The 25,113-nt window shown below is 70.4% G+C and carries 32 protein-coding genes; 21 read left to right on the top strand and 11 right to left on the bottom strand.

What is annotated here, in order from left to right; translation table 11 throughout:
* On the top strand, positions 1-582 hold a 582-nt coding region (locus CKO43_RS19060; protein ID WP_200379595.1), incomplete at its 5' end, for an EAL domain-containing protein.
* 7 nt (positions 583-589) lie between these two features.
* On the opposite strand, the gene CKO43_RS19055 is transcribed toward CKO43_RS19060, so the two are convergent.
* The 3 genes from CKO43_RS19055 to CKO43_RS19045 form a co-directional block, all read right to left on the bottom strand.
* Complete coding sequence (locus tag CKO43_RS19055) at positions 590-1,282, bottom strand: VIT1/CCC1 transporter family protein (protein ID WP_200379594.1); 693 nt, start codon at positions 1,280-1,282, stop codon at positions 590-592.
* Between the two features lie 90 nt (positions 1,283-1,372).
* Positions 1,373-1,768 (bottom strand): hypothetical protein, encoded by a 396-nt coding sequence (locus CKO43_RS19050; RefSeq protein ID WP_200229662.1) that lies wholly within the window; start codon positions 1,766-1,768, stop codon positions 1,373-1,375.
* Positions 1,769-1,801: 33 nt separating this feature from the next.
* Positions 1,802-2,086: a hypothetical protein gene (locus CKO43_RS19045; protein ID WP_200379593.1), complete on the bottom strand. Its 285-nt coding sequence runs from the start codon at positions 2,084-2,086 to the stop codon at positions 1,802-1,804.
* A gap of 136 nt (positions 2,087-2,222) precedes the next feature.
* On the opposite strand from CKO43_RS19045, the gene queC reads away from it, so the two are divergent.
* The gene (gene queC / locus CKO43_RS19040) at positions 2,223-2,930 is read left to right on the top strand and encodes a 7-cyano-7-deazaguanine synthase QueC (protein WP_200229660.1); all 708 of its coding nucleotides are present in this window, start codon (positions 2,223-2,225) and stop codon (positions 2,928-2,930) included.
* 39 nt (positions 2,931-2,969) lie between these two features.
* Here queC and CKO43_RS19035 read toward each other — a convergent pair whose 3' ends face one another.
* Positions 2,970-3,155 (bottom strand): CsbD family protein, encoded by a 186-nt coding sequence (locus CKO43_RS19035; protein WP_200229659.1) that lies wholly within the window; start codon positions 3,153-3,155, stop codon positions 2,970-2,972.
* Positions 3,156-3,393: 238 nt separating this feature from the next.
* Here CKO43_RS19035 and CKO43_RS19030 point away from each other — a divergent pair, with 238 nt between their 5' ends.
* Positions 3,394-3,969: a lipid-binding SYLF domain-containing protein gene (locus CKO43_RS19030; protein WP_242477995.1), complete on the top strand. Its 576-nt coding sequence runs from the start codon at positions 3,394-3,396 to the stop codon at positions 3,967-3,969.
* Between the two features lie 234 nt (positions 3,970-4,203).
* Here the strand turns inward: CKO43_RS19030 and CKO43_RS26150 are convergent, their stop codons facing one another.
* From CKO43_RS26150 to CKO43_RS19015, 4 genes are all read right to left on the bottom strand, one after another.
* Positions 4,204-4,332, bottom strand: a complete 129-nt coding sequence (locus CKO43_RS26150) for a hypothetical protein (RefSeq protein WP_259373740.1) — start codon at positions 4,330-4,332, stop codon at positions 4,204-4,206.
* A 111-nt stretch (positions 4,333-4,443) separates the two neighbouring features.
* Entirely contained in the window at positions 4,444-4,881 is a 438-nt protein-coding gene (locus tag CKO43_RS19025) for a bactofilin family protein (protein WP_200379592.1), read from the bottom strand.
* Positions 4,868-5,923 carry a M23 family metallopeptidase gene (locus tag CKO43_RS19020; protein ID WP_200229657.1) on the bottom strand — a complete coding sequence of 352 codons (1,056 nt, stop codon included), beginning with the start codon at positions 5,921-5,923 and terminating at the stop codon, positions 4,868-4,870. Before CKO43_RS19020 ends, CKO43_RS19025 begins: the two co-directional genes overlap by 14 nt.
* A complete protein-coding gene (locus CKO43_RS19015; protein WP_200229656.1) occupies positions 5,901-6,302 on the bottom strand; it encodes a bactofilin family protein in 402 nt (133 codons plus the stop codon). The genes CKO43_RS19020 and CKO43_RS19015 overlap by 23 nt, the downstream gene beginning before the upstream one ends.
* A gap of 392 nt (positions 6,303-6,694) precedes the next feature.
* On the opposite strand from CKO43_RS19015, the gene CKO43_RS19010 reads away from it, so the two are divergent.
* Positions 6,695-7,087, top strand: coding sequence for a hypothetical protein (locus tag CKO43_RS19010; RefSeq protein WP_200379591.1), 393 nt, complete (start codon positions 6,695-6,697; stop codon positions 7,085-7,087).
* A 98-nt stretch (positions 7,088-7,185) separates the two neighbouring features.
* Here the strand turns inward: CKO43_RS19010 and exaC are convergent, their stop codons facing one another.
* Entirely contained in the window at positions 7,186-8,706 is a 1,521-nt protein-coding gene (exaC, locus tag CKO43_RS19005) for an acetaldehyde dehydrogenase ExaC (protein ID WP_200229651.1), read from the bottom strand.
* A gap of 305 nt (positions 8,707-9,011) precedes the next feature.
* Here exaC and CKO43_RS19000 point away from each other — a divergent pair, with 305 nt between their 5' ends.
* The 4 genes from CKO43_RS19000 (at position 9,012) to CKO43_RS18985 (ending at position 14,220) form a co-directional block, all read left to right on the top strand.
* Positions 9,012-10,934, top strand: a complete 1,923-nt coding sequence (locus CKO43_RS19000; protein ID WP_200379590.1) for a sigma-54-dependent Fis family transcriptional regulator — start codon at positions 9,012-9,014, stop codon at positions 10,932-10,934.
* A gap of 48 nt (positions 10,935-10,982) precedes the next feature.
* Positions 10,983-11,603, top strand: coding sequence for a guanylate kinase (gene gmk, locus CKO43_RS18995; protein ID WP_200229647.1), 621 nt, complete (start codon positions 10,983-10,985; stop codon positions 11,601-11,603).
* 29 nt (positions 11,604-11,632) lie between these two features.
* Positions 11,633-11,836: a DNA-directed RNA polymerase subunit omega gene (gene rpoZ / locus CKO43_RS18990; protein ID WP_200229646.1), complete on the top strand. Its 204-nt coding sequence runs from the start codon at positions 11,633-11,635 to the stop codon at positions 11,834-11,836.
* A 98-nt stretch (positions 11,837-11,934) separates the two neighbouring features.
* The gene (locus CKO43_RS18985; protein WP_200229645.1) at positions 11,935-14,220 is read left to right on the top strand and encodes a RelA/SpoT family protein; all 2,286 of its coding nucleotides are present in this window, start codon (positions 11,935-11,937) and stop codon (positions 14,218-14,220) included.
* On the opposite strand, the gene greB is transcribed toward CKO43_RS18985, so the two are convergent.
* Positions 14,211-14,795 (bottom strand): transcription elongation factor GreB, encoded by a 585-nt coding sequence (gene greB / locus CKO43_RS18980; protein WP_200379589.1) that lies wholly within the window; start codon positions 14,793-14,795, stop codon positions 14,211-14,213. The two genes, CKO43_RS18985 and greB, sit on opposite strands and share 10 nt — an antisense overlap.
* A gap of 29 nt (positions 14,796-14,824) precedes the next feature.
* Positions 14,825-15,361: a queuosine precursor transporter gene (locus tag CKO43_RS18975; protein WP_200229643.1), complete on the bottom strand. Its 537-nt coding sequence runs from the start codon at positions 15,359-15,361 to the stop codon at positions 14,825-14,827.
* Positions 15,362-15,470: 109 nt separating this feature from the next.
* On the opposite strand from CKO43_RS18975, the gene CKO43_RS18970 reads away from it, so the two are divergent.
* The 13 genes from CKO43_RS18970 to hybE all read left to right on the top strand — a co-directional run bounded on the left by CKO43_RS18970 (position 15,471) and on the right by hybE (position 24,954).
* Positions 15,471-16,295, top strand: coding sequence for a caspase family protein (locus CKO43_RS18970; RefSeq protein ID WP_200229642.1), 825 nt, complete (start codon positions 15,471-15,473; stop codon positions 16,293-16,295).
* Between the two features lie 28 nt (positions 16,296-16,323).
* Complete coding sequence (locus CKO43_RS18965; RefSeq protein WP_200379588.1) at positions 16,324-16,950, top strand: DUF2238 domain-containing protein; 627 nt, start codon at positions 16,324-16,326, stop codon at positions 16,948-16,950.
* 221 nt (positions 16,951-17,171) lie between these two features.
* Positions 17,172-18,260, top strand: a complete 1,089-nt coding sequence (locus tag CKO43_RS18960; protein ID WP_200229638.1) for a hydrogenase small subunit — start codon at positions 17,172-17,174, stop codon at positions 18,258-18,260.
* A gap of 34 nt (positions 18,261-18,294) precedes the next feature.
* Complete coding sequence (locus CKO43_RS18955) at positions 18,295-20,151, top strand: nickel-dependent hydrogenase large subunit (protein WP_200379587.1); 1,857 nt, start codon at positions 18,295-18,297, stop codon at positions 20,149-20,151.
* A 32-nt stretch (positions 20,152-20,183) separates the two neighbouring features.
* Entirely contained in the window at positions 20,184-20,762 is a 579-nt protein-coding gene (locus tag CKO43_RS18950) for a HupE/UreJ family protein (protein WP_200229636.1), read from the top strand.
* A 29-nt stretch (positions 20,763-20,791) separates the two neighbouring features.
* The gene (cybH, locus tag CKO43_RS18945; RefSeq protein ID WP_200379586.1) at positions 20,792-21,520 is read left to right on the top strand and encodes a Ni/Fe-hydrogenase, b-type cytochrome subunit; all 729 of its coding nucleotides are present in this window, start codon (positions 20,792-20,794) and stop codon (positions 21,518-21,520) included.
* 125 nt (positions 21,521-21,645) lie between these two features.
* The gene (locus tag CKO43_RS18940; protein ID WP_346728305.1) at positions 21,646-21,921 is read left to right on the top strand and encodes a HigA family addiction module antitoxin; all 276 of its coding nucleotides are present in this window, start codon (positions 21,646-21,648) and stop codon (positions 21,919-21,921) included.
* Between the two features lie 24 nt (positions 21,922-21,945).
* A complete protein-coding gene (locus CKO43_RS18935; protein ID WP_200379584.1) occupies positions 21,946-22,608 on the top strand; it encodes a HyaD/HybD family hydrogenase maturation endopeptidase in 663 nt (220 codons plus the stop codon).
* A complete protein-coding gene (locus CKO43_RS18930) occupies positions 22,608-22,949 on the top strand; it encodes a HypC/HybG/HupF family hydrogenase formation chaperone (RefSeq protein WP_200379583.1) in 342 nt (113 codons plus the stop codon). Before CKO43_RS18935 ends, CKO43_RS18930 begins: the two co-directional genes overlap by 1 nt.
* A complete protein-coding gene (locus CKO43_RS18925) occupies positions 22,946-23,392 on the top strand; it encodes a thioredoxin domain-containing protein (RefSeq protein ID WP_200379582.1) in 447 nt (148 codons plus the stop codon). The genes CKO43_RS18930 and CKO43_RS18925 overlap by 4 nt, the downstream gene beginning before the upstream one ends.
* Positions 23,393-23,396: 4 nt before the next feature.
* On the top strand, positions 23,397-24,266 hold the full coding sequence (locus tag CKO43_RS18920; protein WP_200379581.1) for a hydrogenase expression/formation protein: 870 nt from the start codon (positions 23,397-23,399) through the stop codon (positions 24,264-24,266).
* Positions 24,263-24,472: a rubredoxin gene (locus CKO43_RS18915; protein ID WP_200379580.1), complete on the top strand. Its 210-nt coding sequence runs from the start codon at positions 24,263-24,265 to the stop codon at positions 24,470-24,472. Before CKO43_RS18920 ends, CKO43_RS18915 begins: the two co-directional genes overlap by 4 nt.
* Positions 24,473-24,483: 11 nt before the next feature.
* The gene (gene hybE, locus CKO43_RS18910; protein WP_200379596.1) at positions 24,484-24,954 is read left to right on the top strand and encodes a [NiFe]-hydrogenase assembly chaperone HybE; all 471 of its coding nucleotides are present in this window, start codon (positions 24,484-24,486) and stop codon (positions 24,952-24,954) included.
* Positions 24,955-25,113: the final 159 nt, after the last annotated feature.

The following is a 25,113-nucleotide window of genomic DNA, read 5'->3' as shown; positions in this document are numbered from 1 at the left end:
GTGCCGGCCGCCGGCCGCGCCGCCTTCGACCGCCACAGCCGCGCCCAGGCGCTGGCGCTGGCGGCGCGCCTGGGCCTGAGCTGCCAGCTGAACCTGAACCTGCTGCCGCACGGCGTGCTCGCCGACGAAGACGCCATCGACGCCACGCTGCGCGCCGCGCGCGCCGCCGGGCTGGAGCCGCAGCGCCTGGTGATCGAAGTCACCGAGAGCGACGTGATCGCCGACGCACCGGGCTTCGCGGCGCTGGTCAACCGCCACAAGCGCGACGGCCTGGCGCTGGCGATCGACGACTTCGGCGCCGGCCAGTCGGGGCTGAACCTGCTGGCCGACTTCCAGCCCGACACGATCAAGGTCGACATGGGACTGATCCGCGGCATCGAGAGCAACGGCCCGCGCCAGGCCATCATGCGCGGGCTGCTGCTGACCTGCGAGCTGCTGGGAATAGACGTCATTGCCGAAGGCGTCGAGACCACGGCCGAGTACCGCTGGCTGCGGGCCCAGGGCGTGCACCTGTTCCAGGGCTACCTGTTCGCACGCCCCGGTTTCGAGAGCCTGCCGCGGCCCAGCTTCCCGGCCGCCTGAGCGGGTTTCAGACCACGCTGCCGACGAGCGCGCCGATGCCGTAGGTCACGGCCATCGCCAGCGCGCCCCAGAAGGTGACGCGGCCCGCAGCGGCACCGGCCGGTGCCCCGCCCGCCTTCGCCGCGACCGCACCCAGCACCGCCAGCAGCACGAGCGAGGCCACCGTCACGACGCCGGCCGCGGCCGCCGGTGGTGTCAGCCAGGCGATCGCCAGCGGCACCGCGGCGCCGGCCGAGAACGAGGCCGCCGAGGCCAAGGCCGCCTGCACCGGACGCGCCTGCGTGATTTCGTTGATGCCGAGTTCGTCGCGCGCATGGGCGCCGAGCGCGTCGTGCGCCATCAGCTGCGTCGCCACCTGGCCGGCGAGGCCACGTTCGACGCCGCGGCCGATGTAGATGCGCGCCAGCTCCTCGTGTTCGGCCGCGCCGTCGGCGGCCAGTTCGCGCCGTTCGACCTCGAGGTCGGCACGTTCGGTATCGGCCTGCGAACTGACCGAGACGTACTCGCCGGCGGCCATCGACATCGCCCCGGCGACGAGCGCCGCGACGCCTGCGACCAGCACCGCGTCGTGACCGGCGCCGCCGCCGGCCACGCCCAGGATCAGGCTCGCGGTCGAGACGATGCCGTCGTTGGCGCCCAGCACCGCGGCGCGCAGCCAGCCGATGCGCTGCAGACGGTGGCGTTCATGGTGACGTCTCAAGCGGGCCGCTTTCGGTGTGGGGACCGGGCGCAGTGTCGCCGCGAATGGCGGCGGCTGCTGGAGTCGCAGACGACGTCTCGCCAGACCGCCTCAGCGGCCGGACGGGACCGCGCCGGCCAGCCTTTCAGCCAGGCGCCGGGCGAGCGCACGGCGTATGAAGAGGATACGGACGACCGAAAGGCCCAAGGACGCCGCAGTCACCCACAAAAACGTCGTGGAAGAAGCGGCGTGGAACAGCAGCAAGCCTGCAGCGACAGCCAGGAGGCAGGCCAAATGCAGGGCGATGAAGCGCGGCGAGCGCAGCACCATGCGGCGTTCGGCCGCGAGCCACTGCACTTGCTCATGGCGCCCAAGCCGGTCAAGGCCGTCGACGCGGTACCACCCGGGCACGCGCGGCGCGCTGGCGTCGCGTTCGAGCTGCAGCCGGGCACGCTCCTGTGCAAGAAGGTCGTCGGCAATCTGCTCTGCGGAGTTTCTGCTGATCATCGGCGCGGGACGTTGCGGCATCAGCGAGCGAATTTACACGCCGAACAGCCAGCGTACGACCAGACTGCCCACCAACAAGACGACCGCCGCGATCGTCACCCCGTTGCGCAAGCCGGCGGCACCGGCCACGGGCGCGTCGCCCGACGGCGCGACCGGCTGCAGGAACCAGGAGACGGCGAACAAGACCCAGGCGAGGGCCGTCGCGACGTGGCTCCAGCCACCACCATTGAGGCCGAGATAGACCGAATAGGCAGCCAGCGCCACCGCGAAAGCCGACCACCCCAGCCGGTAAGCCAGCCCCCGTTTCACCGCCGCCATCACCACGCTCCCTGTTCGTGTCTCGAGAGCGCCGAGTATGCCCAAGGGCCTGGCGTCGCCGATGAGCGCCGAGAATGGCGGCGGGCTGCAGCACGCGATCCGGCTGCCGGCCCGGCCCGCAAACCAAGCACTTTCGATGAACACCTCCCGGCAACACCGTTCGCTCGTCCTGTTCTCCGGCGGGCAGGACTCCGCCACCTGCCTGGCCTGGGCGCTGGAACACCACGCCCATGTCGAGACGATAGGCTTCGACTACGGCCAGCGGCATGCGGTCGAACTGCAGTGCCGCGGCACCGTGCTGGCGCAGCTGAAGGAGCGCTTTCCGCGCTGGCGCGAGCGCCTGGGTGCCGACCACGTGCTGGACATCGGGCTGCTGGGGCAGATCAGCGACACCGCGCTGACGCGGCAGCAGGCGATCGTGTTCGCCGACTCCGGCCTGCCGACGACCTTCGTGCCGGGCCGCAACCTGCTGTTCTTCACGTTCGCCGCCGCGCTGGCCTACCGCCGCGGGCTGACGGCGCTGGTCGGCGGCATGTGCGAGACCGACTACTCCGGCTACCCCGACTGCCGCGACAACACGCTCAAGGCGCTGCAGGTGGCGATCAGCCTGGGGCTGGACGCGCCGATGGTGATCGAGACGCCGCTGATGTGGCTGGACAAGCGCGAGACCTGGCGCCTGGCCGAACGGCTGGGCGGCGCCGACCTGCTGGAACTGATCCGCACCGAAACCCACAGCTGCTACCTCGGCGAGCGCACGACGCTGCACGCCTGGGGCTACGGCTGCGGCAGCTGCCCGGCCTGCGAACTGCGGCGCAAAGGCTACGAGGCGTTCCGGGCGGCCTGAGCGCGCACGCGGCGCCGCAACGCGGCCGCCGCGCCGGGCTCAAGGCTTGCGCAGCACGTCCTTCACCAGTTCCTTGGCGTCGCCGCGTACCTGCTGGGCGCGCCCCTGGGCCTGCTTCAGGCTGCCCTTGGCCTGGTGCTTCGGGCTGTCGACCACCTGGCCGAAACCGCGCTGCACCTTGCCGGCCGCTTCCTTGATCGCGCCACGAAGTTGGTCTTTGTTCATGTCCGTCCCTTTCGGCTGCTGGCCGTGATTCGGGCGAGTCGCCCGCCGGCCACAGACTGGACGATGCGCAGACGGCCGTCTGTGCGCTGACGAACGGCCGGACGACATCCACCGCGGCCAGCGAAGAAAGCGGCGGCCGCCTTGACTTGTCGGCCGCCCGTCCTACAACAAGCTGTTCGGGACGGGTGCACGCTGCCTTGTCTGCAGCGCATTCGGTCGCCGCAGCGAAGGAAACAAGATGACGCACAACATGATTCGCACCCGCAGAACGTTTGTCTCCCACCTGTCGATCGCCGCAGCCTCGCTGGCGTTGCTGGGCGGGGCACTGCCCGCCGCGGCCGCGACCGCAGAGGATCTGGACGCCGATGCAGCGCAAGCGCTGCAAAGCCTCTACAAGTCCAATCCCGGAGCCGAGGCACTGTCCAAGAAGTCACGCGCGATCCTGGTGTTCCCGAAGATCGTCAAGGCCGGTCTGGTCTTCGGCGGCAGCTACGGCGAAGGCGTGCTGACCAAGGGCGGCAAGAACGCCGGCTACTACAACTCCGTGTCGGCCTCCTGGGGCTGGCAGGCTGGCGCCGAGTCCTACGGCTACGTCGTGTTCCTGATGAACGACAAGGCCGTGAAGTACCTCGAACAGAGCAAGGGCTGGGAGTTCGGCGCCGGCCCGTCGGTGGTCGTCGTCAACGAAGGCGTGGCCAAGAACCTGTCGACGACGACGCTGAAGGACGACGCCTACGCCTTCATCTTCGACCAGCAGGGGCTGATGGCCAGCCTGAGCATCCAAGGCACGAAGATCTCCCGCATCAAACGCTGAGTCTGGACGTGCAAGGCCGGAAGGCCTTGCTCGCCAGACTCAGGCACGAGCGCGATTTCACGCGCGAGTGCTAAGACGGGACGTGCAACGCCGGGAGGCGTTGCGCGCCAGTCGAAGGCCAGCGCGCGATTTCACGCGCGATGGCTGAGTCTGGACGTGCAAGGCCGGAAGGCCTTGCTCGCCAGACTCAGGCGCGAGCGCGATTTCACGCTCGTGTCCTGACGCCGTCGCTGTTCAGCGCTTCTTCTGGCGCTCAGCCACCACCGGCAGCACCGGCGTGGCGATGGTGCCGGGCGGCAAGGCCTTGGGAGGCGGTTTCTTCGGCTTCTTCGGTTCGCGATTGCCGTGCTGTGCCTTGGGCATGCTGGCTCCTTGTGTCCGTGGCGGGCGACCAGGCAGGCCGCTCGGAACACCGATGCTGAAGCCCGCCGTGCGCCGCCGTCGGTTCGGCAGCGTACACAGCGCAGCGCCGTCTCAGCCGCGCGGCCCGACCTTGACTTCGGCGTTGATCACCGCGCCGAGCGCGAGCACGAGGTTCTCGCAGCGCACGTGGCCATCGACGCGTGCGGTCGAGCCGGCGCTCAGTTCGCGGCAGTCGAGCTCGCCCTCGAGGTAGCCGTCGACGGTGACGCGGTCGCACATCAGCCGGCCGCGGATCGAACCTTCGGCACCCAGCGACACCTGCGGCGCTTCGACCGTGCCTTCGATGTCACCCTGGAAATGCAGCGGACCGGGCGAGCCGATGTAGCCGCGCACCAGCACGCCGGGGCCGAGCACCGACGGCCGGATGTCCTCGGGCCGCGTTTTGCGCCGCACCGCGTCGTCGAGCACCGGCAGCGCCGCCGGGTTCGGGATCTCGGGCGCGGCGGAAGCGGTTTCGTCGCGGTCGGACTTCGGCTTACTGAACAGCATGCTGGCTCACCCGGAAGACTTTGAGAGGATCGATCGGGCGATCGCCCCGCCTGACCTCGAAGTGCACGTGCTCGCCCGTCGACGAGCCGGTGCTGCCCATCACCCCCAGCACCTCGCCGCCCTGAACCGCGGCGCCGAGCGTGGCCTGGATCGCGGACAGATGCGCGTACCAGGTCTCGAAACCCAGTGCATGGCCGACGATCACGAGGTTGCCATAGCCGGCGCGCCAGCCGGCGAAGACCACCCGGCCGGCCGCCGCTGAACGCACGCGCTTGTCGGCGCTGGTGACGTAGTCGACGCCCTGGTGCGTGTCCAGGCGCCGCGTGATCGGGTGCAGCCGCAGACCGAAGTCGGAGGTGGTGCGCGCGTCCGCCAGCGGCGGCACCGACGGCAGCTCGCCGAGCAGCCGTCGCAGCCCGGCGTTGGCGATCAGCACGTCCTGCTGCGGCGCCGAGATGAAGCGCTCGAGCTCGGCCTGCACCTCGCTGTCGAGCGAGGCGCCGACGCCCTGCTCCGGCCCGGTCTGGGTGTACTTGCGCAGCGCCGACGCCAGTTCGACCGGCGCCGCACCCAGGCCGCGCAGCTTGCTGCCGATGGTCTCGTTCTCGACCGCCGCCAGCCTCGCCGTGACGGCGACATAGGAACGGAAAGCCTCGTCGCGGCGTTTGAGCCGCTGCACCAGCGCGCTCATCTTCTCTGGCGTCATCGACTCGGCGTCGGCGGCATCGGCCAGCGTCTCGGCCCCGAGCCGCTGGAAGGTCGCGACCGTCTGCGACAGCGATTCGCGCTCGGACTCGGTGCTCTGCAGCCGCAGCGCCAGCGCGACGAAACTGGCGATGGCGATGCAGCTGGCGACCGCCAGCCACAGCGCGAGCAGCTTGAAGCGGCGGATCGTGCGTTCGATCGCGTCGCGCCGCAGTTCGATGTAGCGAACGCCGCGGTCGTCGGCGACGATGACCGAGGCGACACCGGTGTCCGGCAGGCTGCGCCGGACATCGTCCAGCCAGCGTATCGGTGCCTCAGACAGCGCCTTGATCCGCATGGCCGGGCTCGGGTTCGGGAGGCTGGACCGGCGCCGCCGGCACGGCCGTGTCCGAACGTCGCAGATGCCCGTCGATGCGGGCGCCACCCTCGATCTGGATCGTCTGGTAGGTCACCGTGCCGGTGACGATGGCGGTCGAGCGGATCACGATCTGCTCGCGCGCGACGATGGTCTCGCCGACCTCGCCGCGGATGTCGACGTTGCGTGCGCTGAGGCTGCCCTCGACACGCCCGGTCTTGCCGACGGCGACGTCGTCGGCTTCGATCTCGCCCTTGACGGTGCCGAAGACCTGGACCCGCCCGGAGGCGTTGATCTTGCCGTTGATCGTGACACCTTCGCCGAGCGTCAGGGTGCCGGCGGTGACTTGTTGTTCGCTCATGCTCGATTCCGGCTGAGGACCGACCGCGTGCAAGCCCGGCCCCGCGACCGTGCTTCACGGCCTCGCGAGCGCTGAACCACACGCCGAATGCACCCGGCGCGCTCGTTACAAACCGCGCCAAATGCCACCACAAGAGATTCTATTTGATAAAAATGAACCTCTCGACTTCGCGAGCGAACTTTCGGGTGCTAGTTCGCGTTTTGCAGCGCTGAAGGCTAGGACACGTCTCGAAACAGCACAAGGCGGGACGGACAAGAGAATTCTGCATGACACGACACCCGCTACGCCATCCGTCTGGCACCGGATGCCGCCCCGGGGCGGCAGCCTCGATCATGCTGGCCCTCGCCCTCGCAGGCTGCCAGAGCACACCGGCTCCCGCGCCCCCCACACCGGTGGTCGCCCGGCCGGCCGCACCACCCCTCGTCGTCGAACGCCAGTGGCTGCAGTCCTGGTTCGGCGGCACGCCCGTCGTGATCGCCCAGCAGGGCGCCGGTCCGGTGGCGCTGGAAGTGCCGCTGGAGTTCAGCTTCCAGGCCGGCCGCCGCGAGGTGAAACCGCCGCTGGCGGCGGTGCTGGACAAGCTCGCCGAGGCGCTGCGGCGCCAGCCGCAGCTGACGCTGGCGCTGGCCGCGCCGGCCGATGCCGGCGGCGACGCGGCGCTGGCGGCGCAGCGTGCCGGCGCGCTGCGCAGCTACCTGCTGGAACGCGGCGCCAGCTCGGCGCAGCTCGGGGCACCCCAGCCGGCGGCGGGCCGGGCGGTGAAGCTGAGGCTCGAAACCCGCTGAGCCGCCAGCCGCGGGCGTTGCAAGAATGCCGAAGGCCGGTCGTCGCCGGCCGGCCTTCGGTGCCGGCGACGACCGGCACGGCGGCAGCGCCGCCGGCTTCAGAAGAAGCCCAGCGCGTGCGGCGAGTAGCTCACCAGCAGGTTCTTGGTCTGCTGATAGTGGTCGAGCATCATCTTGTGGGTCTCGCGACCGATGCCCGATTCCTTGTAGCCGCCGAAGGTCGCGTGCGCCGGGTAGGCGTGGTAGCAGTTGGTCCAGACGCGGCCGGCCTTGATCGCGCGGCCGGCGCGGTAGGCGGCGGTGCCGTCGCGGCTCCAGACGCCGGCGCCCAGGCCGTAGGGCGTGTCGTTGGCGATGTCCAGCGCCTCCTGCTCGTTCTTGAAGGTCGTCACCGCCAGCACCGGGCCGAAGATCTCCTCGCGGAACACGCGCATGCCGTTGTGGCCCTTGAACAGCGTCGGCTGGATGTAGTAGCCGCCGGCGAGTTCGCCGCCCAGTTCGGCACGCGCGCCGCCGATCAGGCACTCGGCACCTTCCTGGCGGCCGATCTCGAGGTAGCCGAGGATCTTGTCCATCTGCATCGCCGAGGCCTGCGCGCCCATCATCGTCTCGGTGTCCAGCGGGCTGCCCTGCTTGATCTGCTTCACGCGGTCGAGCGCACGCGCCATGAACTTGTCGTAGATCTTCTCGTGGATCAGCGCGCGCGACGGGCAGGTGCAGACCTCGCCCTGGTTGAACGCGAACAGCACCAGGCCTTCGATCGCCTTGTTGAAGAAATCGTCGTCAGCGGCGGCGACGTCCTCGAAGAAGATGTTCGGGCTCTTGCCGCCGAGTTCCAGCGTCGCCGGGATCAGGTTGGTGGCCGCCGCCTGGGCGATGACGCGGCCGGTGGCGGTGCTGCCGGTGAACGCGATCTTGGCGATGCGCTTGCTCGACGCCAGCGGCATGCCGGCTTCGCGCCCGTAGCCGTTGACGATGTTCAGCACGCCCGGCGGCAGCAGGTCGGCGATCAGCTCGGCGAAGACCATGATGCTGACCGGCGTCGACTCGGCGGGCTTCAAGACGACGCAGTTGCCGGCGCCGAGCGCCGGCGCGATCTTCCAGGCCGCCATCAGCAGCGGGAAGTTCCACGGGATGATCTGGCCGACGACGCCCAGCGGCTCGTGGAAGTGATAGGCGATCGTGTGCTCGTCGATCTCGCTGATCGAGCCCTCCTGCGAGCGCAGGCAGCCGGCGAAGTAGCGGAAGTGGTCGACCGCCAGCGGCACGTCGGCGGCGAGCGTCTCGCGCATCGGCTTGCCGTTGTCCACGGTCTCGGCGTAGGCGAGCAGCTCGAGGTTGGCCTCGATGCGGTCGGCGATCTTCAGCAGCACGTTGGCGCGGTCGCCCGCCGGGGTGCGGCCCCAGGCGTCGGCGGCGGCGTGGGCGGCGTCGAGCGCACGTTCGATGTCGACGGCGCCGGAGCGCGCGGCGCGCGTGTAGGGCTTGCCGGTGATCGGCGTGATGACGTCGAAGTACTGGCCGTCGGACGGCGGCACGAACTTGCCGCCGATGAAGTTGTCGTACTGGCTCTTGAACTGGACCTTGGCACCGGGTGTATTGGGCAGGGCATACAGCATGGTTGTGTCTCCTTCGGTCTGTAAGGCGTCGTCCGGACACGGGGCCGCGCCGGATCGCGCGAGGACCGCCTCCGCACGCTGCGTGCCAGCGCTCGCGGCAGCCGAAAACGGCTGCCGCGCCGGGGACGGACGGCGATTCCGCGCGAAATCCGGCATCGCCTGCGCATCACCACGGCACAGCTGTCCCGTTTCGTGACAGCCCGCGGCGCAGACCCCGGGCCGACCCGATTGCGCCTCGCCCCGGTTTCGATAGGCTGGCCCGACACCGACACGAGGCCCGTCAGAGGCCCCGCTGGAGACAGACGATGGCCAACTCCCTGCTCGCCGCGCGCACGCCGCCGGCCCGGTTGCGCGAAGCGCGCCGCCGCTTCCTCGACACCGGCGACGTCGGCGACGACGACGTGGCGCCCGCGCTCACGCGCAGCTGGCGCCGCAGCCGCGACTTCGGCCTCGCGCCCGTCGGGCGCTTCAGCGGCGCGCCGCACGCGTCGGCGGCGCAGCTCGCACGCGCGCTCGAGCAGCAGCAGGAGTTCGTCGCCCATGCGCGCCCGGTGATGGAGTTCCTGTTCGACCAGACGCGCGACACCGACAACATGGTCATCCTCGCCGACGCCCAGGGCATGCTGCTGCACGCGCTCGGCGACGCCGACTTCGTCGACCGCGCCCAGCGCGTCGCGCTGCGCCCCGGCGCGAGCTGGCACGAGCAGTGGCGCGGCACGAACGCCATCGGCACCGCGCTCGCCGAAGGCGCGCCGGTGGTGGTGCACGGCAGCGAGCACTACCTGGAGCGCAACGCCTTCCTGACCTGCACCGCGGCGCCGATCGCCGACCCCGCCGGCCGCCTGCTGGGCGTGCTCGACATCTCGGGCGACCAGCGCGGCTACCACCGCCACACGCTGGCGCTGGTGCGCTCGGCGGCACGCATCATCGAGCACAGGCTGTTCGACACCCGCCACGCCGCCGGCCTGCGGCTGCGGCTGCACGCGCAGCGCGAAGGCCTGGGCACCGTCACCGAGGGGCTGCTGGCGCTGTCCGAGGACGGCTGGGTCATCGGTGCCAACGGCGTCGCGCGGGCGATGCTGGCGCTGACGCCGGGCTCGATCGGCCGCAGCACGCTCGAGCGCGTGCTGCCGCTGGACCTGCAGACGCTGGCCGGCTGGAGCCGCAGCCCGGACGCGGTGCACGAACTGCGGCGCGAGGACGGCAGCGTGCTCTGGCTGCGCGTCGAAGGCGGGCGCGGCGTGCCGGCGCCGCGCCCGCCGGTGGCGCCGCCGCCGGCCGTCGACGACGCGCTCGCGCCCCTGGACACTGGCGACGCGGCGATGCAGGCCGCCATCGGCCGCGCCCGGCGCGTGCTCGACAAGCCGATCGCGCTGCTGCTGCAGGGCGAGTCGGGTGTCGGCAAGGAGCTGTTCGCACGCGCAGTGCACAAGAGCGGCGCGCGCCGCGACGCGCCCTTCGTCGCCGTCAACTGCGCCGCGCTGCCCGAGAACCTGATCGAGGCCGAGCTCTTCGGCTACCGGCCCGGCGCCTTCACCGGCGCGGCGCGCGAGGGCGCGCCCGGCCGCATCCGCGAGGCCCACGGCGGCACGCTCTTCCTCGACGAGATCGGCGACATGCCGACCGCGCTGCAGACGCGGCTGCTGCGGGTGTTGCAGGAGCGCGAGGTCACGCCGCTGGGGGGCGGGCGGCCGCAGGCGGTGGACTTCCGCCTGATCTGCGCCACCCACCACGACCTGCGCGCCGCGATCGAAGCCGGGCGCTTCCGCGAGGACCTGTACTACCGGCTCAACGGCCTGGCGCTGCAGCTGCCGCCGCTGCGCCGGCGCAGCGACCAGCCGGCGCTGGTGGCCGGCATGCTGCAGGAACTGCTGCCCGGGCGCGCGGTCCGCCTGGCGAGCGACGTCGCGCTCGCCTTCGGCCGCCACCGCTGGCCCGGCAACCTGCGCCAGCTGCACAACGCCCTGGCCACCGCCTGCGCGCTGCTCGACGACGACGAGCACGAGATCGGCTGGGCCCATCTGAGCGACGACCTCGCCGAGGACCTGCGCGAGCGCCCGCCGGCACGCGAGGCGGCCGACGACGCGGTCGACCTGCGCTCGCAATCCGAGCGCACCGTGCGCCAGGTGCTGCAGGCCTGCGCCGGCAACCTGTCGGAAGCGGCGCGCCGCCTGGGCATCAGCCGCAACACGCTGTACCGCAAGATGCGGGAACTGCGGCTGCGCTGAACGCGGCCGGACGCCGGGGCGCCACGGGCGCGCCCGTAGAATCCGGCGATGGAAACGCCCGGCAATCTCTTCGTCGTCGCCGCGCCCAGCGGCGCCGGCAAATCCAGCCTCGTCAAGGCCCTGCTCGAACTCGACTCGCACCTGTCGGTGTCGATCTCGCACACCACGCGCAAGCCGCGCGGGCAGGAGCAGAACGGGCGCGAGTACTGGTTCGTCGACGAGAGCGAATTCCGCGCGATGATCGAGCGCGGCGAGTTCTTCGAGTGGGCCCAGGTCCACGGCAACCTCTACGGCACCTCGCGCAAGGCGATCCACGAACGCCTGCTGCGCGGCGAGGACGTGGTGCTCGAGATCGACTACCAGGGCGCGCTGCAGATCAAGCAGCTCTTCGCCTACGCGGTGCTGATCTTCATCCTGCCGCCGAGCTGGGACGAACTGCGCCAGCGCCTGCTGCGCCGCGGCGAGGACGGCCACGACGTCATCGAGGTGCGCATGCAGAACGCCCGCGTGGAGGTGGCCCAGGCCCGGCACTTCGACTTCGTTATAATCAACCACTTGTTCGAGACGGCGCTGTTCGACCTCAAGACGGTCGTGCACTCGCAGCGCCTCAAGTACGTGTCGCAGTGCCGCAACCGCTCCCAGGTGTTCGCAGCGCTGGACCTTCTCTGAACACCATCCAACCCGGACGCACGCACGCCATGGCCCGCATCACTGTCGAAGACTGCCTGCACAAGATCCCGAACCGTTTCCAGCTGGTGCTGGCGGCGACCTACCGCGCGCGCATGCTGAGCCAGGGCCATGCGCCCAAGATCGAGACCAAGAACAAGCCGGGCGTGACCGCACTGCGCGAAATCGCCGCCGGTGAAGTCGGCATCGAGATGCTGCGCAAGGTCCCGGTCTGAGGCCTTGAACCCATCCCTGACGGGCGCCCTCGCGGCGCCCGTCTTCTTTTGCGGCCCTGCAGGGGCCGCACCCAACATTCCACGCTAGATTACGCGGCATGGGGATCCGTTCTCTGGCTGCCGAATTGCTGCCTGCCGCGCTGCAGGGGCGTTCGCGCGCGGCCGATCTGCCGCCGGACAACCCGGTCGAGGCGGCGTCGTTCGCCGGCCTGACCGACAAGCTGGCCTACCTGTCCAAGGGCGACATCAAGCTCGTCCGCGAGGCCTACAAGTTCGCCGACGAGGCCCACCTGGGCCAGTTCCGCGCCAGCGGCCTGCCCTACATCACGCACCCGCTGGCCGTCGCCGGCCTGTGTGCCGACTGGCGCCTGGACGTGCAGGCGGTGATGGCTGCGCTGCTGCACGACACGATCGAGGACCAGGGCGTCACCAAGACCGAGCTGATCGAGCGCTTCGGCGCCCCGACCGCCGACCTGGTCGACGGCCTCACCAAGCTCGACAAACTGCAGTTCAGCACGCGCGAGGAAAGCCAGGCCGAGTCCTTCCGCAAGATGCTGCTGGCGATGGCGCGCGACGTGCGCGTCATCCTCGTCAAGCTCGCCGACCGTCTGCACAACATGCGCACGATGGAGGCGATGGCGCCGAACAAGCGCCAGCGCATCGCGCGCGAGACGCTCGAGATCTACGCCCCGATCGCGCACCGCCTGGGCCTGAACCAGACCTACCGCGAGCTGCAGGAGCTGTCGTTCCAGTTCCTGCACCCCTGGCGCCACGGCGCGCTGGCCAAGGCGATCAAACGCGCGCGCGGCTACCGCCGCGACATCGTCGAGCGCGTGCAGCGCGACGTCGAGCGCGGCTTCGCGGCGCAGAAGATGAAGGTCGAGGTCACCGGGCGCGAGAAGACCGTCTACTCGATCTACCGCAAGATGCGCGAAAAGCACGCCGGCTTCGCGCAGGTCAACGACATCTTCGGCTTCCGCATCGTCGTGCCGACGCTGCCCGAGTGCTATCTCGCGATCGGCGTGCTGCACCAGCTCTACAAGCCGGTGCCGGGGCGCTTCAAGGACTACATCGCGATCCCCAAGGCCAACGGCTACCAGTCGCTGCACACCACGCTGGTGAGCCCGCTGGGCACCGCGGTCGAGTTCCAGGTGCGCACCGACGAGATGCACGCGGTGGCCGAACGCGGCATCGCCGCTCACTGGATCTACAAGACCAACGGCAAGGGCGACTCGCAGGAGGCGCAGCGCATGGGCGCGCTGTGGCTGCAGAGCCTGATCGACATCCAGGACGAGACGCGCGACTCGGCCGAGTTCCTGGAGCACGTGAAGATCGACCTCTATCCCGACGCCGTCTACGTCTTCACGCCGCGCAGCAAGATCCTGGCGCTGCCGCGCGGCGCCACGCCGGTGGACTTCGCCTACGCGATCCACTCCGACGTCGGCGACCATGTCGTCGCCGCCAAGGTCAACGGCGAGCCGGTGGCCATGCACACCGAACTGCGCAGCGGCGACGTCGTCGAGGTCATCACCGCGCCCGGCGCGCGCCCCAACCCCGGCTGGCTGCACATGGTGCGCACCGGCCGCGCACGCTCGAAGATCCGCCATTACCTGAAGAACATGGAAGGCGAGGAGTCGCGTGCGCTGGGCGAGAAGCTGCTCGGCCAGGCGCTGCGCGCCGAAGGCCTGCAGCCGCCGTCGGCCGACCCGACCGACACCGACGCCGCCGCCGTCTGGCAGCAGCTGACGCGCTGGAGCGGCAACCGCAGCCGCGCCGAACTGCTGGTCGACATCGGCCTGGGCAAGAAGATCGCGACCATCGTCGCCAAGCGTCTGGCCGGCCTGCTGGCCGAACGCGGCGTGCGCCCCGACGCGGTGATGCTGACGATGGGCCGCTACGCCAGCGACGACAGCGCGCCCAAGCAGGGCGTGGTCTTCATCGACGGCAGCGAAGGCGCCTCGGTGCAGCTGGCGCATTGCTGCCGCCCGATCCCGGGCGACCAGATCGCCGGCTACCTGGGCCGCGGCGAAGGCCTGGTGGTGCACACCAGCGAATGCCAGATCGGCCGCCGCCTGTACGAGCGCGACAGCGAACGCTGGATGCGCGTCGAATGGGCCGAAGAGCTGACGCGCGCCTTCCCGACGACCATCGTCGCTCTGGTCAGCAACGGCAAGGGCGTGCTGGCGCAGATGGCCTCGGCCGTTGCCGCCGCCGAGGCCGACATCACCCACCTCGACATGGACCAGGAGCCGGCAGCCGAGACCACCGAGCTGCGGCTGCTGGTCAGCGTGCGCGACCGCGTCCACCTGGCCGAGGTGCTGCGCACGCTGCGCCGGGCACCGGCGGTGCTGCGCGTCTGGCGCGACAAACCCGGTCAGGACTGAGAAGCAGGGGCGGCTGGCGCCGGGTAGCGCACCGCGATCACCTCGATCGTCTCCAGGCCGCCGGGCGTCATCAGCTGCACCTCGTCGCCTTCGTGCGCCTTCAAGAGCGCACGCGCGATCGGCGCCACCCAGCTGACCTCGCCCTGCAGGTTGTCGGCCTCGTCTATGCCCTTGATCGTGATCGTGCGCTCCTCGCCCCTGGTGTTGGCGTAGGTGACGGTGGCGCCGAAGAAGACCTGGTCGCTGCCGTGGTGCGCCGACGGGTCGGCGATCTCGGCGATGTCCAGGCGCTTGGTCAGGAAACGGATGCGGCGGTCGATCTCGCGCAGCCGCTTCTTGCCGTAGAGGTAGTCGCCGTTCTCGCTGCGGTCGCCGTTCTTGGCCGCCCAGGAGACCGTCTCGACCATCTTCGGGCGCTCGACGTCGAGCAGCGTCATCAGCTCCTCGCGCAGCCGGCGGTAGCCCTGGGGCGTGACGTAGTTGCGCGTGCCGGCGGGCAGCGGCGGCAGGCCGGGGGCTTCGTCGTCGCCGTCATCGTCGGCGGCGTCGTTTTCCTTCGTGAAGGCCTTGTTCATCGCGGCGAGGTCCCCCGCGCGTCGAGCCGTCAGCGCACCGGCACCCAGGCCTGCAGCCGCGGCAGCATCGCGCGGTAGGGCGCCAGCAGCACGGCGGCCATCAGCCACTTGATCAGCAGGTCGCCGGCGGCGAGCTGCTGCCAGGGCACGTCCGTGCCGGCGAAGGCGAGGAAGAAGAAGAGCGAGGTGTCGACGACCGAAGCCACCATCGAGCCGATCAGCGGCGCCTTCCACCAGCTCTGGCGGCGCCAGCGGTTGAAGACGGCGATGTCCATCAGCTGCGAGAAGATGAAGGCGCTGCCCGAAGCCACCGCGATGCGCCACGGCGCCAGCACCGCCGACAGCGCGACCGCGATCGCGAAGCCGACCCAGGCCACGCGTCGCGCCTCGGACACGCCGACGGCGCGGTTCGTCAGGTCGCAGACCAGGAACACCAGCGGATAGCTGAACGCGCCCCAGGTCAGCCAGTCGCCGGCCGGGAACTGCACCAGCACGTTGGACAGCACGATGACGAATGCCATCGCGGCGATCGGGCGCGACAGGCTGAACAGCGGAAGACGCTTCATGGGCGGCGGGCTCTCTTGAGACATCCCGTTATTGTCACCGCTAGGGATGGGCCTTGTGAACGCCCGCCCGCTAGCCTGCCCTTTTCCCGTGAACGATGGAGGGCATTCGATGGCCAAACGTGCACTGTGCGTCGGCATCAACCAGTTCCGGCGCTACCCGCAGTTCCAGCTCAACGGCTGCGTCAACGACGCCCAGGACATGGCGGCGCTGCTCACCGGCACGCTGGGCTGGCGCGAAAGCGAGATCACGCTGCTGCTGGACAAGAAGGCGACGAAGGCGGCGATCCTGGCCAGGCTGCGCAAGCTGGTCGACCAGGCCAAGGCGGGCAAGATCGGACACATCGTGTTCTCGTGGTCCTCGCACGGCACCCAGGTCGCCGACACCAGCGGCGACGAGCCCGACGGTGTCGACGAAGCCTTCGTGCCCTACGACGTCGCCGAGAAGGACGGCGACTGGGACCCCGAGCACATCATCGTCGACGACGAACTGCACGACCTGTTCGCCGAGCTGCCGCCGACGGTGCTGCTGGAGGTCTTCCTCGACACCTGCCACAGCGGCACCGGGCTGCGCGGCGCCGAGTTCTCGCTGCACGCGCCGCGGCCGCGTTTCGTCGCCCCGCCCAGCCGCCAGGGCACGCTGCGCCAGCGCGACGCCACCGGCTTCGTGCTCGGCCGCGACGCCGGACAGCCCGGCGAGCACCACGTGCTCTGGACCGGCTGCAAGGCCAACCAGACCAGCGCCGACGCGTACTTCGACGGCCGCTACAACGGCGCCTTCACCTACTACTTCGTCAAGGCGACGCAGGACGGCGCCGGCCAGCACTCGCGCGACGAGGTGCTGCAGGCCATGCGCCTGGCGATGAAGGGCCAGTTCAGCCAGGTGCCGCAGCTCGAGACGCGCGCGACGAACCGCACCCTCGCCGTCGCTCACTGAGGCCGGCTTGCGGCTAGAGTCGGCGCCGATGACCGACCGCCGCACCCCTGCCCTCGCCGTCGCCGCCTTCGTGCTCACAGCCCTGCTTGCCTGGTCGGGCTGGCAGCCTTACGAACGCGAGACCTGGCTGCTCGAGGTGATGCCGGTGCTGATCGTGCTGCCGCTGCTGCTGGCCACGCACGGCCGCTACCCGCTGACGACGCTGCTCTATGCGCTCGTCTTCGTGCACTGCGCGGTGCTGATGCTGGGCGGCGCCTACACCTACGCGCGCGTGCCGCTGGGTTTCCAGATCCAGGAGTGGCTGCAGCTGTCGCGCAACCCGTACGACAAGATCGGCCACTTCATGCAGGGTTTCGTGCCGGCACTCGCGGCGCGCGAAATCCTGCTGCGCGGCAGCGTTGTGCGCGGCCGCCGCATGCTGGCCTTCCTCGTCGTCTGCGTGGTGCTCGCGATCAGCGCCAGCTACGAACTGATCGAATGGGGCGTCGCGCTGGCCATCGGCCAGGACGCCGACGCCTTCCTCGGCACCCAGGGCGACCCCTGGGACACGCAGTCGGACATGTTCATGGCGCTGATCGGCGCCGTCTGTGCGCTCGCACTGCTGGCCCGCCTGCACGACCGGCAGCTGAGCCGGCTGCCCGGCGCCCGCCGCTAGCGGCAACACGGCAGCCACTTCGGCTGCCGAAGCGGCAGCACCGCTGCCACCGGCCCCTGAGCGGGTGTGCGAAGCGTCACGCAGCGGTCAAAAAACTCCTCGGCGAATCAAGCACTTGCGGCGCCCGACCCGGGCTTTCCCTAGATCAAGGAAAAACGGGCACGCATTGTGGGTATGAGGCAGATCAAAGAAGCCGACACCCGAGCCAGGAGCCTCACCCGATGGAGACCTTCTACGAAGTCATGCGCCGCCAGGGCATCTCGCGGCGCAGCTTCCTCAAGTACTGCTCGCTGACCGCGACCTCGCTCGGCCTGGCGCCGGCCTTCGTGCCGCAGATCGCACACGCGATGGAGACCAAGCCGCGCACCCCGGTGCTGTGGCTGCACGGGCTGGAATGCACCTGCTGCAGCGAGAGCTTCATCCGCAGCGCGCACCCGCTGGCCAAGGACGCGGTGCTGTCGATGATCTCGCTGGACTACGACGACACGCTGATGGCCGCCGCCGGCCACCAGGCCGAAGCCATCCTCGACGAGATCATCACCAAGTACAAAGGCAACTACATCCTCGCCGTCGAGGGCAACCCGCCGCTCAACGAAGACGGGATGTTCTGCATCCAGTCGGGCAAGCCTTTCGTCGAGAAGCTGAAGCGTGTCGCCGCCGACTGCAAGGCCGTCATCGCCTGGGGTTCCTGCGCCTCCTGGGGCTGCGTGCAGGCCGCCAAGCCGAACCCGACGCAGGCCACGCCGATCCACAAGGTGATCACCGACAAACCCATCATCAAGGTGCCCGGCTGCCCGCCGATCGCCGAGGTGATGACCGGCGTCATCACCTACATGCTGACCTTCGACCGCATCCCCGAGCTCGACCGCCAGGGCCGGCCGAAGATGTTCTACAGCCAGCGCATCCACGACAAGTGCTACCGCCGGCCGCACTTCGACGCCGGCCAGTTCGTCGAGAGCTTCGACGACGACAACGCGCGCAAGGGCTTCTGCCTCTACAAGGTCGGCTGCAAGGGCCCGACGACCTACAACGCCTGCTCCACGGTGATGTGGAACGAAGGCACGAGTTTCCCGATCAAGGCCGGCCACGGCTGCATAGGCTGCTCCGAGGACGGCTTCTGGGACAAGGGCTCGTTCTACGAGCGCCTGACGACGATCCACCAGTTCGGCATCGAGGCCAACGCCGACAAGGTCGGCGGCACCGCCGCCGGTGTCGTCGGCGCGGCCATCGCCGCGCACGCCGCCGCCTCCGTGATCAAGCGCCTGTCGCACGACCCGGACGCCGCCGCGCGCGCCGAGTCGCGCAGCTGAAACCCCACCCGACCGAACTCCCGGAGCACCGTTCATGGGCGCCATCGAAACCCAAGGCTTCAAGCTCGACGACAGCGGCCGCCGCATCGTCGTCGACCCCGTCACGCGCATCGAGGGCCACATGCGCTGCGAGGTCAACGTCGACGCCAACAACGTCATCCGCAACGCCGTCTCCACCGGCACGATGTGGCGCGGGCTGGAGGTCATCCTCAAGGGCCGCGACCCGCGCGACGCCTGGGCCTTCGTCGAGCGCATCTGCGGCGTCTGCACCGGCTGCCACGCGCTGACCAGCGTGCGTGCGGTCGAGGACGCGCTGGGCATCAAGATCCCGAAGAACGCGCACCTCATCCGCGAGATGATGGCCAAGACGCTGCAGGTGCACGACCACGCGGTGCACTTCTACCACCTGCACGCACTCGACTGGGTCGACGTCGTCGCCGCGCTGAAGGCCGACCCGAAGAAGACCAGCGAGCTGCAGCAGCTGGTCTCGCCCTCGCACCCGCTGTCCTCGCCGGGTTACTTCCGCGACGTGCAGAACCGGCTGAAGAAGTTCGTCGACAGCGGCCAGCTCGGCCCCTTCATGAACGGCTACTGGGGCAGCAAGGCCTATGTGCTGCCGGCCGAGGCCAACCTGATGGCCGTCACCCACTACCTGGAGGCGCTGGACCTGCAGAAGGACTGGGTGAAGGTGCACGCGATCTTCGGCGGCAAGAACCCGCACCCCAACTACCTCGTCGGCGGCGTGCCGTGTGCGATCAACCTCGACGGCAACGGCGCCGCCGGGGCGCCGATCAACATGGAGCGGCTGAACTTCGTCAAGGCTCGCATCGACGAGATGATCGAGTTCAACCGCAACGTCTACCTGCCCGACGTGCTGGCCATCGGCACGATCTACAAGCAGGCCGGCTGGCTGCACGGCGGCGGCCTGGCGGCGACCAACGTCGCCGACTACGGCACCTACGAGAAGGTGGCCTACGACCACACCACCCAGCAACTGCCCGGCGGCGCGATCCTGAACGGCAACTGGGACGAGATCCACGCCATCGACCCGCGCGACCCGGAGCAGGTGCAGGAGTTCGTCGCCCACAGCTGGTACCAGTACGCCGACGAAAGCAAGGGCCTGCACCCCTGGGACGGCGTCACCGAGCCGAAGTTCGAACTCGGTGCTCGAACCAAGGGCACGCGCACCGCGATCGAACACATCGACGAGAGCGCCAAGTACTCGTGGATCAAGTCGCCGCGCTGGCGCGGCCACGCGATGGAAGTCGGCCCGCTGTCGCGCTACATCCTCGGCTACGCCCATGCGATGAAGGGCAACAAGTACTGCCAGCGCGTCAAGGAGCAGGTCGACTTCGCCGCCGGCATGATCAACCACGGCGTGCCCAAGGCACTCGGCCTGCCCGAGACCCAGTACACGCTCAAACAACTGCTGCCGTCGACCATTGGCCGCACGCTGGCGCGCTGCCTCGAAGGCCAGTACTGCGGCGAGATGCTGCTGGCCGACTACCACGAGCTGGTCGCCAACATCCGCGCCGGCGACACCGCCACCGCCAACGTCGAGAAGTGGGACCCGGCGACCTGGCCCAAGGAAGCCAAGGGCGTGGGCACCGTCGCCGCGCCGCGCGGCATGCTGGGCCACTGGATCCGCATAAAGGACGGCAGGATCGAGAACTACCAGTGCGTCGTGCCGACCACCTGGAACGGCAGCCCGCGCGACGCCAAGGGACAGATCGGCGCCTTCGAGGCCAGCCTGCTGGGCACGCCGATGGTCAACCCGGACCAGCCGGTCGAAATCTTGCGTACGCTGCATTCGTTCGACCCGTGCCTGGCCTGCTCGACCCACGTGATGAGCGAGGACGGTCGCGAACTGTGCACCGTGAAGGTCCGCTGAACGAGCGGACGCGCCCCGAAAGGAACTCCCGAATGAAACGTCTCGTCCCCGCCACCCTCTTCGCCGCCGCCGCCCTCGCCGCGGCGCCCGCGATGGCCCACACCGGCCACGACACCAACACGCTGGCCGCCGGCCTGGCCCACCCGCTGGGGCTGGACCACCTGCTGGCCATGGTCGCAGTCGGCCTGTGGTCGGCGGCCGCGCTGCAGGGCGCGCAGCGCCTGGCCGGCCCGGCGCTCTTCATGGCCGCGCTGCTGGGCGGAGCCGTCGCCGGTGCCGCCGGTGTCGGCCACGCGCTGGTCGAACCGGCGATCGCCGCCAGCGTCGTCGTGCTCGGCCTGATGCTCGCGTTCGCGCGCCGCCTGCCGGTGCCGGCCGGCCTGCTGCTGGTCGCGGTGGCGGGTTCGCTGCACGGCCTGGCGCACGGCGCCGAGCTGCCGGCAGCCGGTGGTTTCGCCGGCTACGCGCTCGGTTTCCTGGCCGCCACCGCGCTGCTGCACGCCGTCGGCCTGGCCGCCGCGCCGCGGCTGCTGGCGCTGCCGGCGGTCGTCTGGCGCGCGCTGTCGGGCGGTGTCGCCCTGGCCGGCGTGCTGCTGCTGACGCGCGTCTGAATCCCGCTAGACAAGACCGAGGAGACACGATGGACATCGAATCCGGCATCACCCGCCTGAGCCCCAGCGATGCCGAGGAGGTCGCGCAGCGCGCGGTCGTCCGTCGTGCGGTCTACGTCTACGAAGCGCCGATCAGGGCCTGGCACTGGATCAACGCGCTGGCGGTCTTCGTGCTGATGGCGACCGGCTACCTGATCGGCAAGCCGCTGCCCTCGGTCGGCGGCGAAGCCAGCGCGAACTACGTGATGGGCTACATCCGCTTCGCGCATTTCGCCTCGGCCTACGTGTTCGCGATCGGTTTCATCGGCCGCCTGTACTGGGCCTTCGCCGGCAACCACCACTCGCACGAGCTGTTCACGCTGCCGCTGTTCAACCGCGGCTACTGGCGCGGCGTGATGGGCATGGTGCGCTGGTACCTGTTCATAGACCCGCGGCCCGGCCAGTACGTCGGCCACAACCCGCTGGCACGCCTGGGCATGGTCACCGGCTTCCTGGCGATCACGGTCTTCATGTTCGTCACCGGCTTCGCGCTCTACAGCGAAGGCCTGGGCCGCGGCTCCTGGGCCGACGTCATGTTCGGCTGGGTGATCCCGCTGTTCGGCCAGTCGCAGGACCTGCACACCTGGCACCGGCTGGGCATGTGGGGCATGGTGATCTTCGTGCTGATGCACGTCTACGCCGCGATCCGCGAAGACATCATGGGCCGCCAAAGCATGGTCAGCACGATGATCTCGGGCTTCCGCACCTTTAAAGACTGATGGCCCCCCCCCGTAGCGCCTTCGGCGCTCCCCCCCAGGGGGGCGACGCCAGCGGCCCGGCAGAGCCGGTTCCGCGGCGTCCGCTTGACGCATTAGCAGCCCGCTCGTTGTTATCGCCTGCCGGCGTGCCGACGCGAGCGCCGGTGCATCCGGGGCGTTTCCTGCAGCGCCAGGTGCTGGGGCCGCTGGCTTTGTCGCAGTCGCAGGCGGCGCGCGTGCTGGGTGTGTCGCGGCGGCGGCTGCACGAGATCGTGCAGGGTCAGCGGTCGATGTCGCCCGACACCGCCATCCGCTGCGCGCTGGCCTTCGGCCTGCCGGCCAGCCACTGGCTGGCGCTGCAATCGCGTTACGACAGCTTCCACGCCTGGAAGCAGATGCGCCGCGGCCTGGCCGCGCGCTGAACTCCCCCTCCGATCGAGCCACCGATGGACCCACACACGCCCGAACCCGCCTGTCACCCCGGTGGTGACAGCCCCGAGAGCATCGTCGTGCTCGGCATCGGCAACGTGCTCTGGGCCGACGAAGGTTTCGGCGTGCGTTGCGTCGAGGCGCTGGACGCACGCTGGACCTTCGCGCCCCACGTCAGCCTGGTCGACGGCGGCACCCAGGGCCTGTACCTGGTGCACCACGTGCAGCAGGCGACGCGGCTGCTGATCTTCGACGCCATCGACTACGGCCTGGAGCCCGGCACGCTCAAGCTGATCGAGGACGACGAGGTGCCGCGTTTCTTGGGCGCCAAGAAGATGAGCCTGCACCAGACCGGTTTCCAGGAGGTGCTGGCGCTGGCGATGCTGACCGAGCGCTACCCGCAGTCGGTGCTGCTGATCGGCTGCCAGCCCGAGGAACTGGAGGACTACGGCGGCAGCCTGCGGCCGCGTGTGCGGCTGGCGCTGGAAGACGCGCTCGCACTCGGCGTCGATGCGCTGCGCCGCTGGGGCGCCGAACCCCGGCCGCGGCTGGCTCCGCCGCCGGCCGACGACGCCGTCGGCCAGGCGACGATCGCCCTGGCCGCCTACGAAGCCGGCCGGCCGTCGGCAGACGAGGCCTGCCGCGTCGGCGACGCGCGTTTCATGCCGGGAGCTGCCTGATGTGCCTCGGTGTGCCGATGCAGGTGCTGTCCGTCTCGCCGGGCCGCGCGCTGGCCGCCGGCCGCGGCGGGACGTGCGAGGTCGAGACCGCGCTCGTCGGCGCGGTCGAGCCCGGCGACTGGCTGCTGGTCTTCCTCGACAGCGCACGTGAACGCATCAGCGCCGAACGGGCGGCCGAAGTCGACGCGACGCTGGACCTGCTGGAGCAGGCGCTGGGCGGCGGCGCGGCCGACGCCGCGGCCGGCTTCGCACTGCCGTCGGCGCTGAGCGCCGCCGAACTGGCCGCGCTCACCGGCAGCCCTTCTTCCCCCGACAGCGCCGACGGCGCCGCAACACGATGAGCCCCCCCTCCCCAGCCGACGGCGCCGCGCCGCTGGTCGCCCGCCTCGTCGAACGCGACGGCGCCCAGTGGGTCGACGCAGCGAACGTCGATGCCTTTCTCGCCGCCGGCGGCGACCGCGTGCTGTTCTTCCACGGCGACCCGGTGCGGTTTCCGGAAGGTGTCGACGTCGCCGTCGTGCTGCCGGAGCTGCAGGCGGCCTTCCCCGGGCGCTTCGCGGTCGGCGTCACGACACGCGCCGACGAAGACCGGCTGGCCGCACGTTTCGGCGCCCAGCGCTGGCCCTCGCTGGTCTTTCTGCGCGACGGGCGCTACGTGACGACGATCGCCGGCATGCTGGACTGGACCGATTTCGTCGAGCGCGTCGCCGCCGCGCTGGCGATGCCGGCGGGCCGCGCCCCGATCGCAGTCGCCGCCGCCGACGGCCCCTCCTCCTGCCACTGAAACGATGAACACCCTGCCCCGCCCCTTCCCGATCCCGGTGGTCGCCGCCGGCCCCGGCAGCCACGAAGACGAGGCGCTGGACTACCTGGAGATGCCGCAGGGCATGGCCGTCTACCAGGCGCCCAGCCTGCCCGAACCCGAGCAGCTGAGCGGCCACGACGGCGCGCTGGCCGCGCTGCGCCAGACGCTGGCCGCCGTGCAGGCCTGCGTGCGCGGCGAGACGCCGGCGCCGGTGGCGCTGGCCGGGCTGACGACAACCGAACTCGCACTGCTGCACCAGGTGCTGGGCGAAGGCGAGGTCAGTGCCCAGGTGCTGGCCGACGACGGCCAGCCGCTGGTGCAGGTGCAGGAGTCGGTGTTCGCCGGCGTCTGGCGTGTGCTCGAGCGCGGCGCCGACGGCCATGTCGCCGACACCATCGAATGCGGCGCGGTGCCGCAGGCCTTGCTGCGCGCCGCACGCGAAGACGGCGCCAGCCCGGCGGTCGCTGCCGCGGCGCCGCCGCCGGGCGTGATGAACGCGCCCGCCATCCTCACCGAGCTGGCCGAGCAGCGCCACCAGTGGCGGCCGGGCCAGCCGGCGCACGTCGTCAACCTGACGCTGCTGCCGCTGTCGCCCGAAGACATCGCCTGGCTGGACCACGTGCTGGGCACCGGCCGCGTCGTCGTGCTGTCGCGCGGCTACGGCAACTGCCGCGTCACCGACACCGGCGTGCCCGACACCTGGCGCGTCGTCTACTACAACTCGCAGGACAAGGTGATCCTGAACTCGGTCGAGGTCTGCGCCGTGCCCGAGGTGGTCTGCGCCGCGGCCGAGGATCTGGCCGACTCGGCCGAGCGCCTGGACGAGGTGCTGCAGTGGGTGGCACGCGGATGAGCTTCGAAGGCAGTTACCTCGGCGACCGCAGCCGGCTGCCGGCTGGTGCGCGGCTGGAGTGCAAGATCTGCTGGTGGGTCTACGACCCAGCCGAAGGCGACACCACCTGGCAGATCCCGCCCGGCGTGCCCTTCGCCGAACTGCCGGCGCACTGGCGCTGCCCGCAGTGCGACGGCGACGCCGAGCAGTTCATGGTGCTGGAGTAACTGCCGTGCCGATGGCCCGCGTCGCTGCGCTCGAAGCCGCGTTCCGCGAGATCGCGGCGACCCGTTTTCACGGCCTGCCGCTGCTGAATGCGCGGCTGCAGGTGCAGGCCATCGCTTTTGCGCCGCAGGCCGGTGACGACGGCGAAGCCGCGGTCGGCGTGCTGATCACGCCCTGGTTCATGAACCTGGTGCGCCTGCCCGTCGGCGCGGCGCTGGCCGTCGGCGCCAAAGGCGAGCGCAGAGTCGGCGGCCGGGTGTTCGAGTTCATCGGCGCGCACGAAGACCGCTGCGGCGCTTTCGAAGCCTGTTCGCTGTTCTCGCCGATGCACGAGTTCGCCGACCAGGCCGCGGCGGTGGCGACCGCGCACGAGCTGCTCGCGCAGCTGCGCCCGGCGGCGCCGGCATCCGCCGCGCCGACGGCAGCATGCACGATGGCCGCCGTGCCCTCGCGTCGCGGTTTTCTTTTCGGCCGCGGCGCATGAAGACGACGGCGGCGGACCTGGGTGGCCACGTCGAGCTGCGCCCCGGCCGCCGGCCGGCGATCCGCAGCACCCGGGCCGAACTCGCCCCGCGGCTGCTGAACGGCCTGCCGGCCGCCGAAGCGCCGCGCCGCGTGGCGGCGCTGTTCACGCTGTGTGCAC

This window comes from Rubrivivax gelatinosus (assembly GCF_016583785.1).
Taxonomy (GTDB): domain Bacteria; phylum Pseudomonadota; class Gammaproteobacteria; order Burkholderiales; family Burkholderiaceae_C; genus Rubrivivax; species Rubrivivax gelatinosus_B.
The sequence above is the reverse complement of the archived record's forward strand: the minus strand, read 5'-3'. Positions and strand labels throughout refer to the sequence as shown.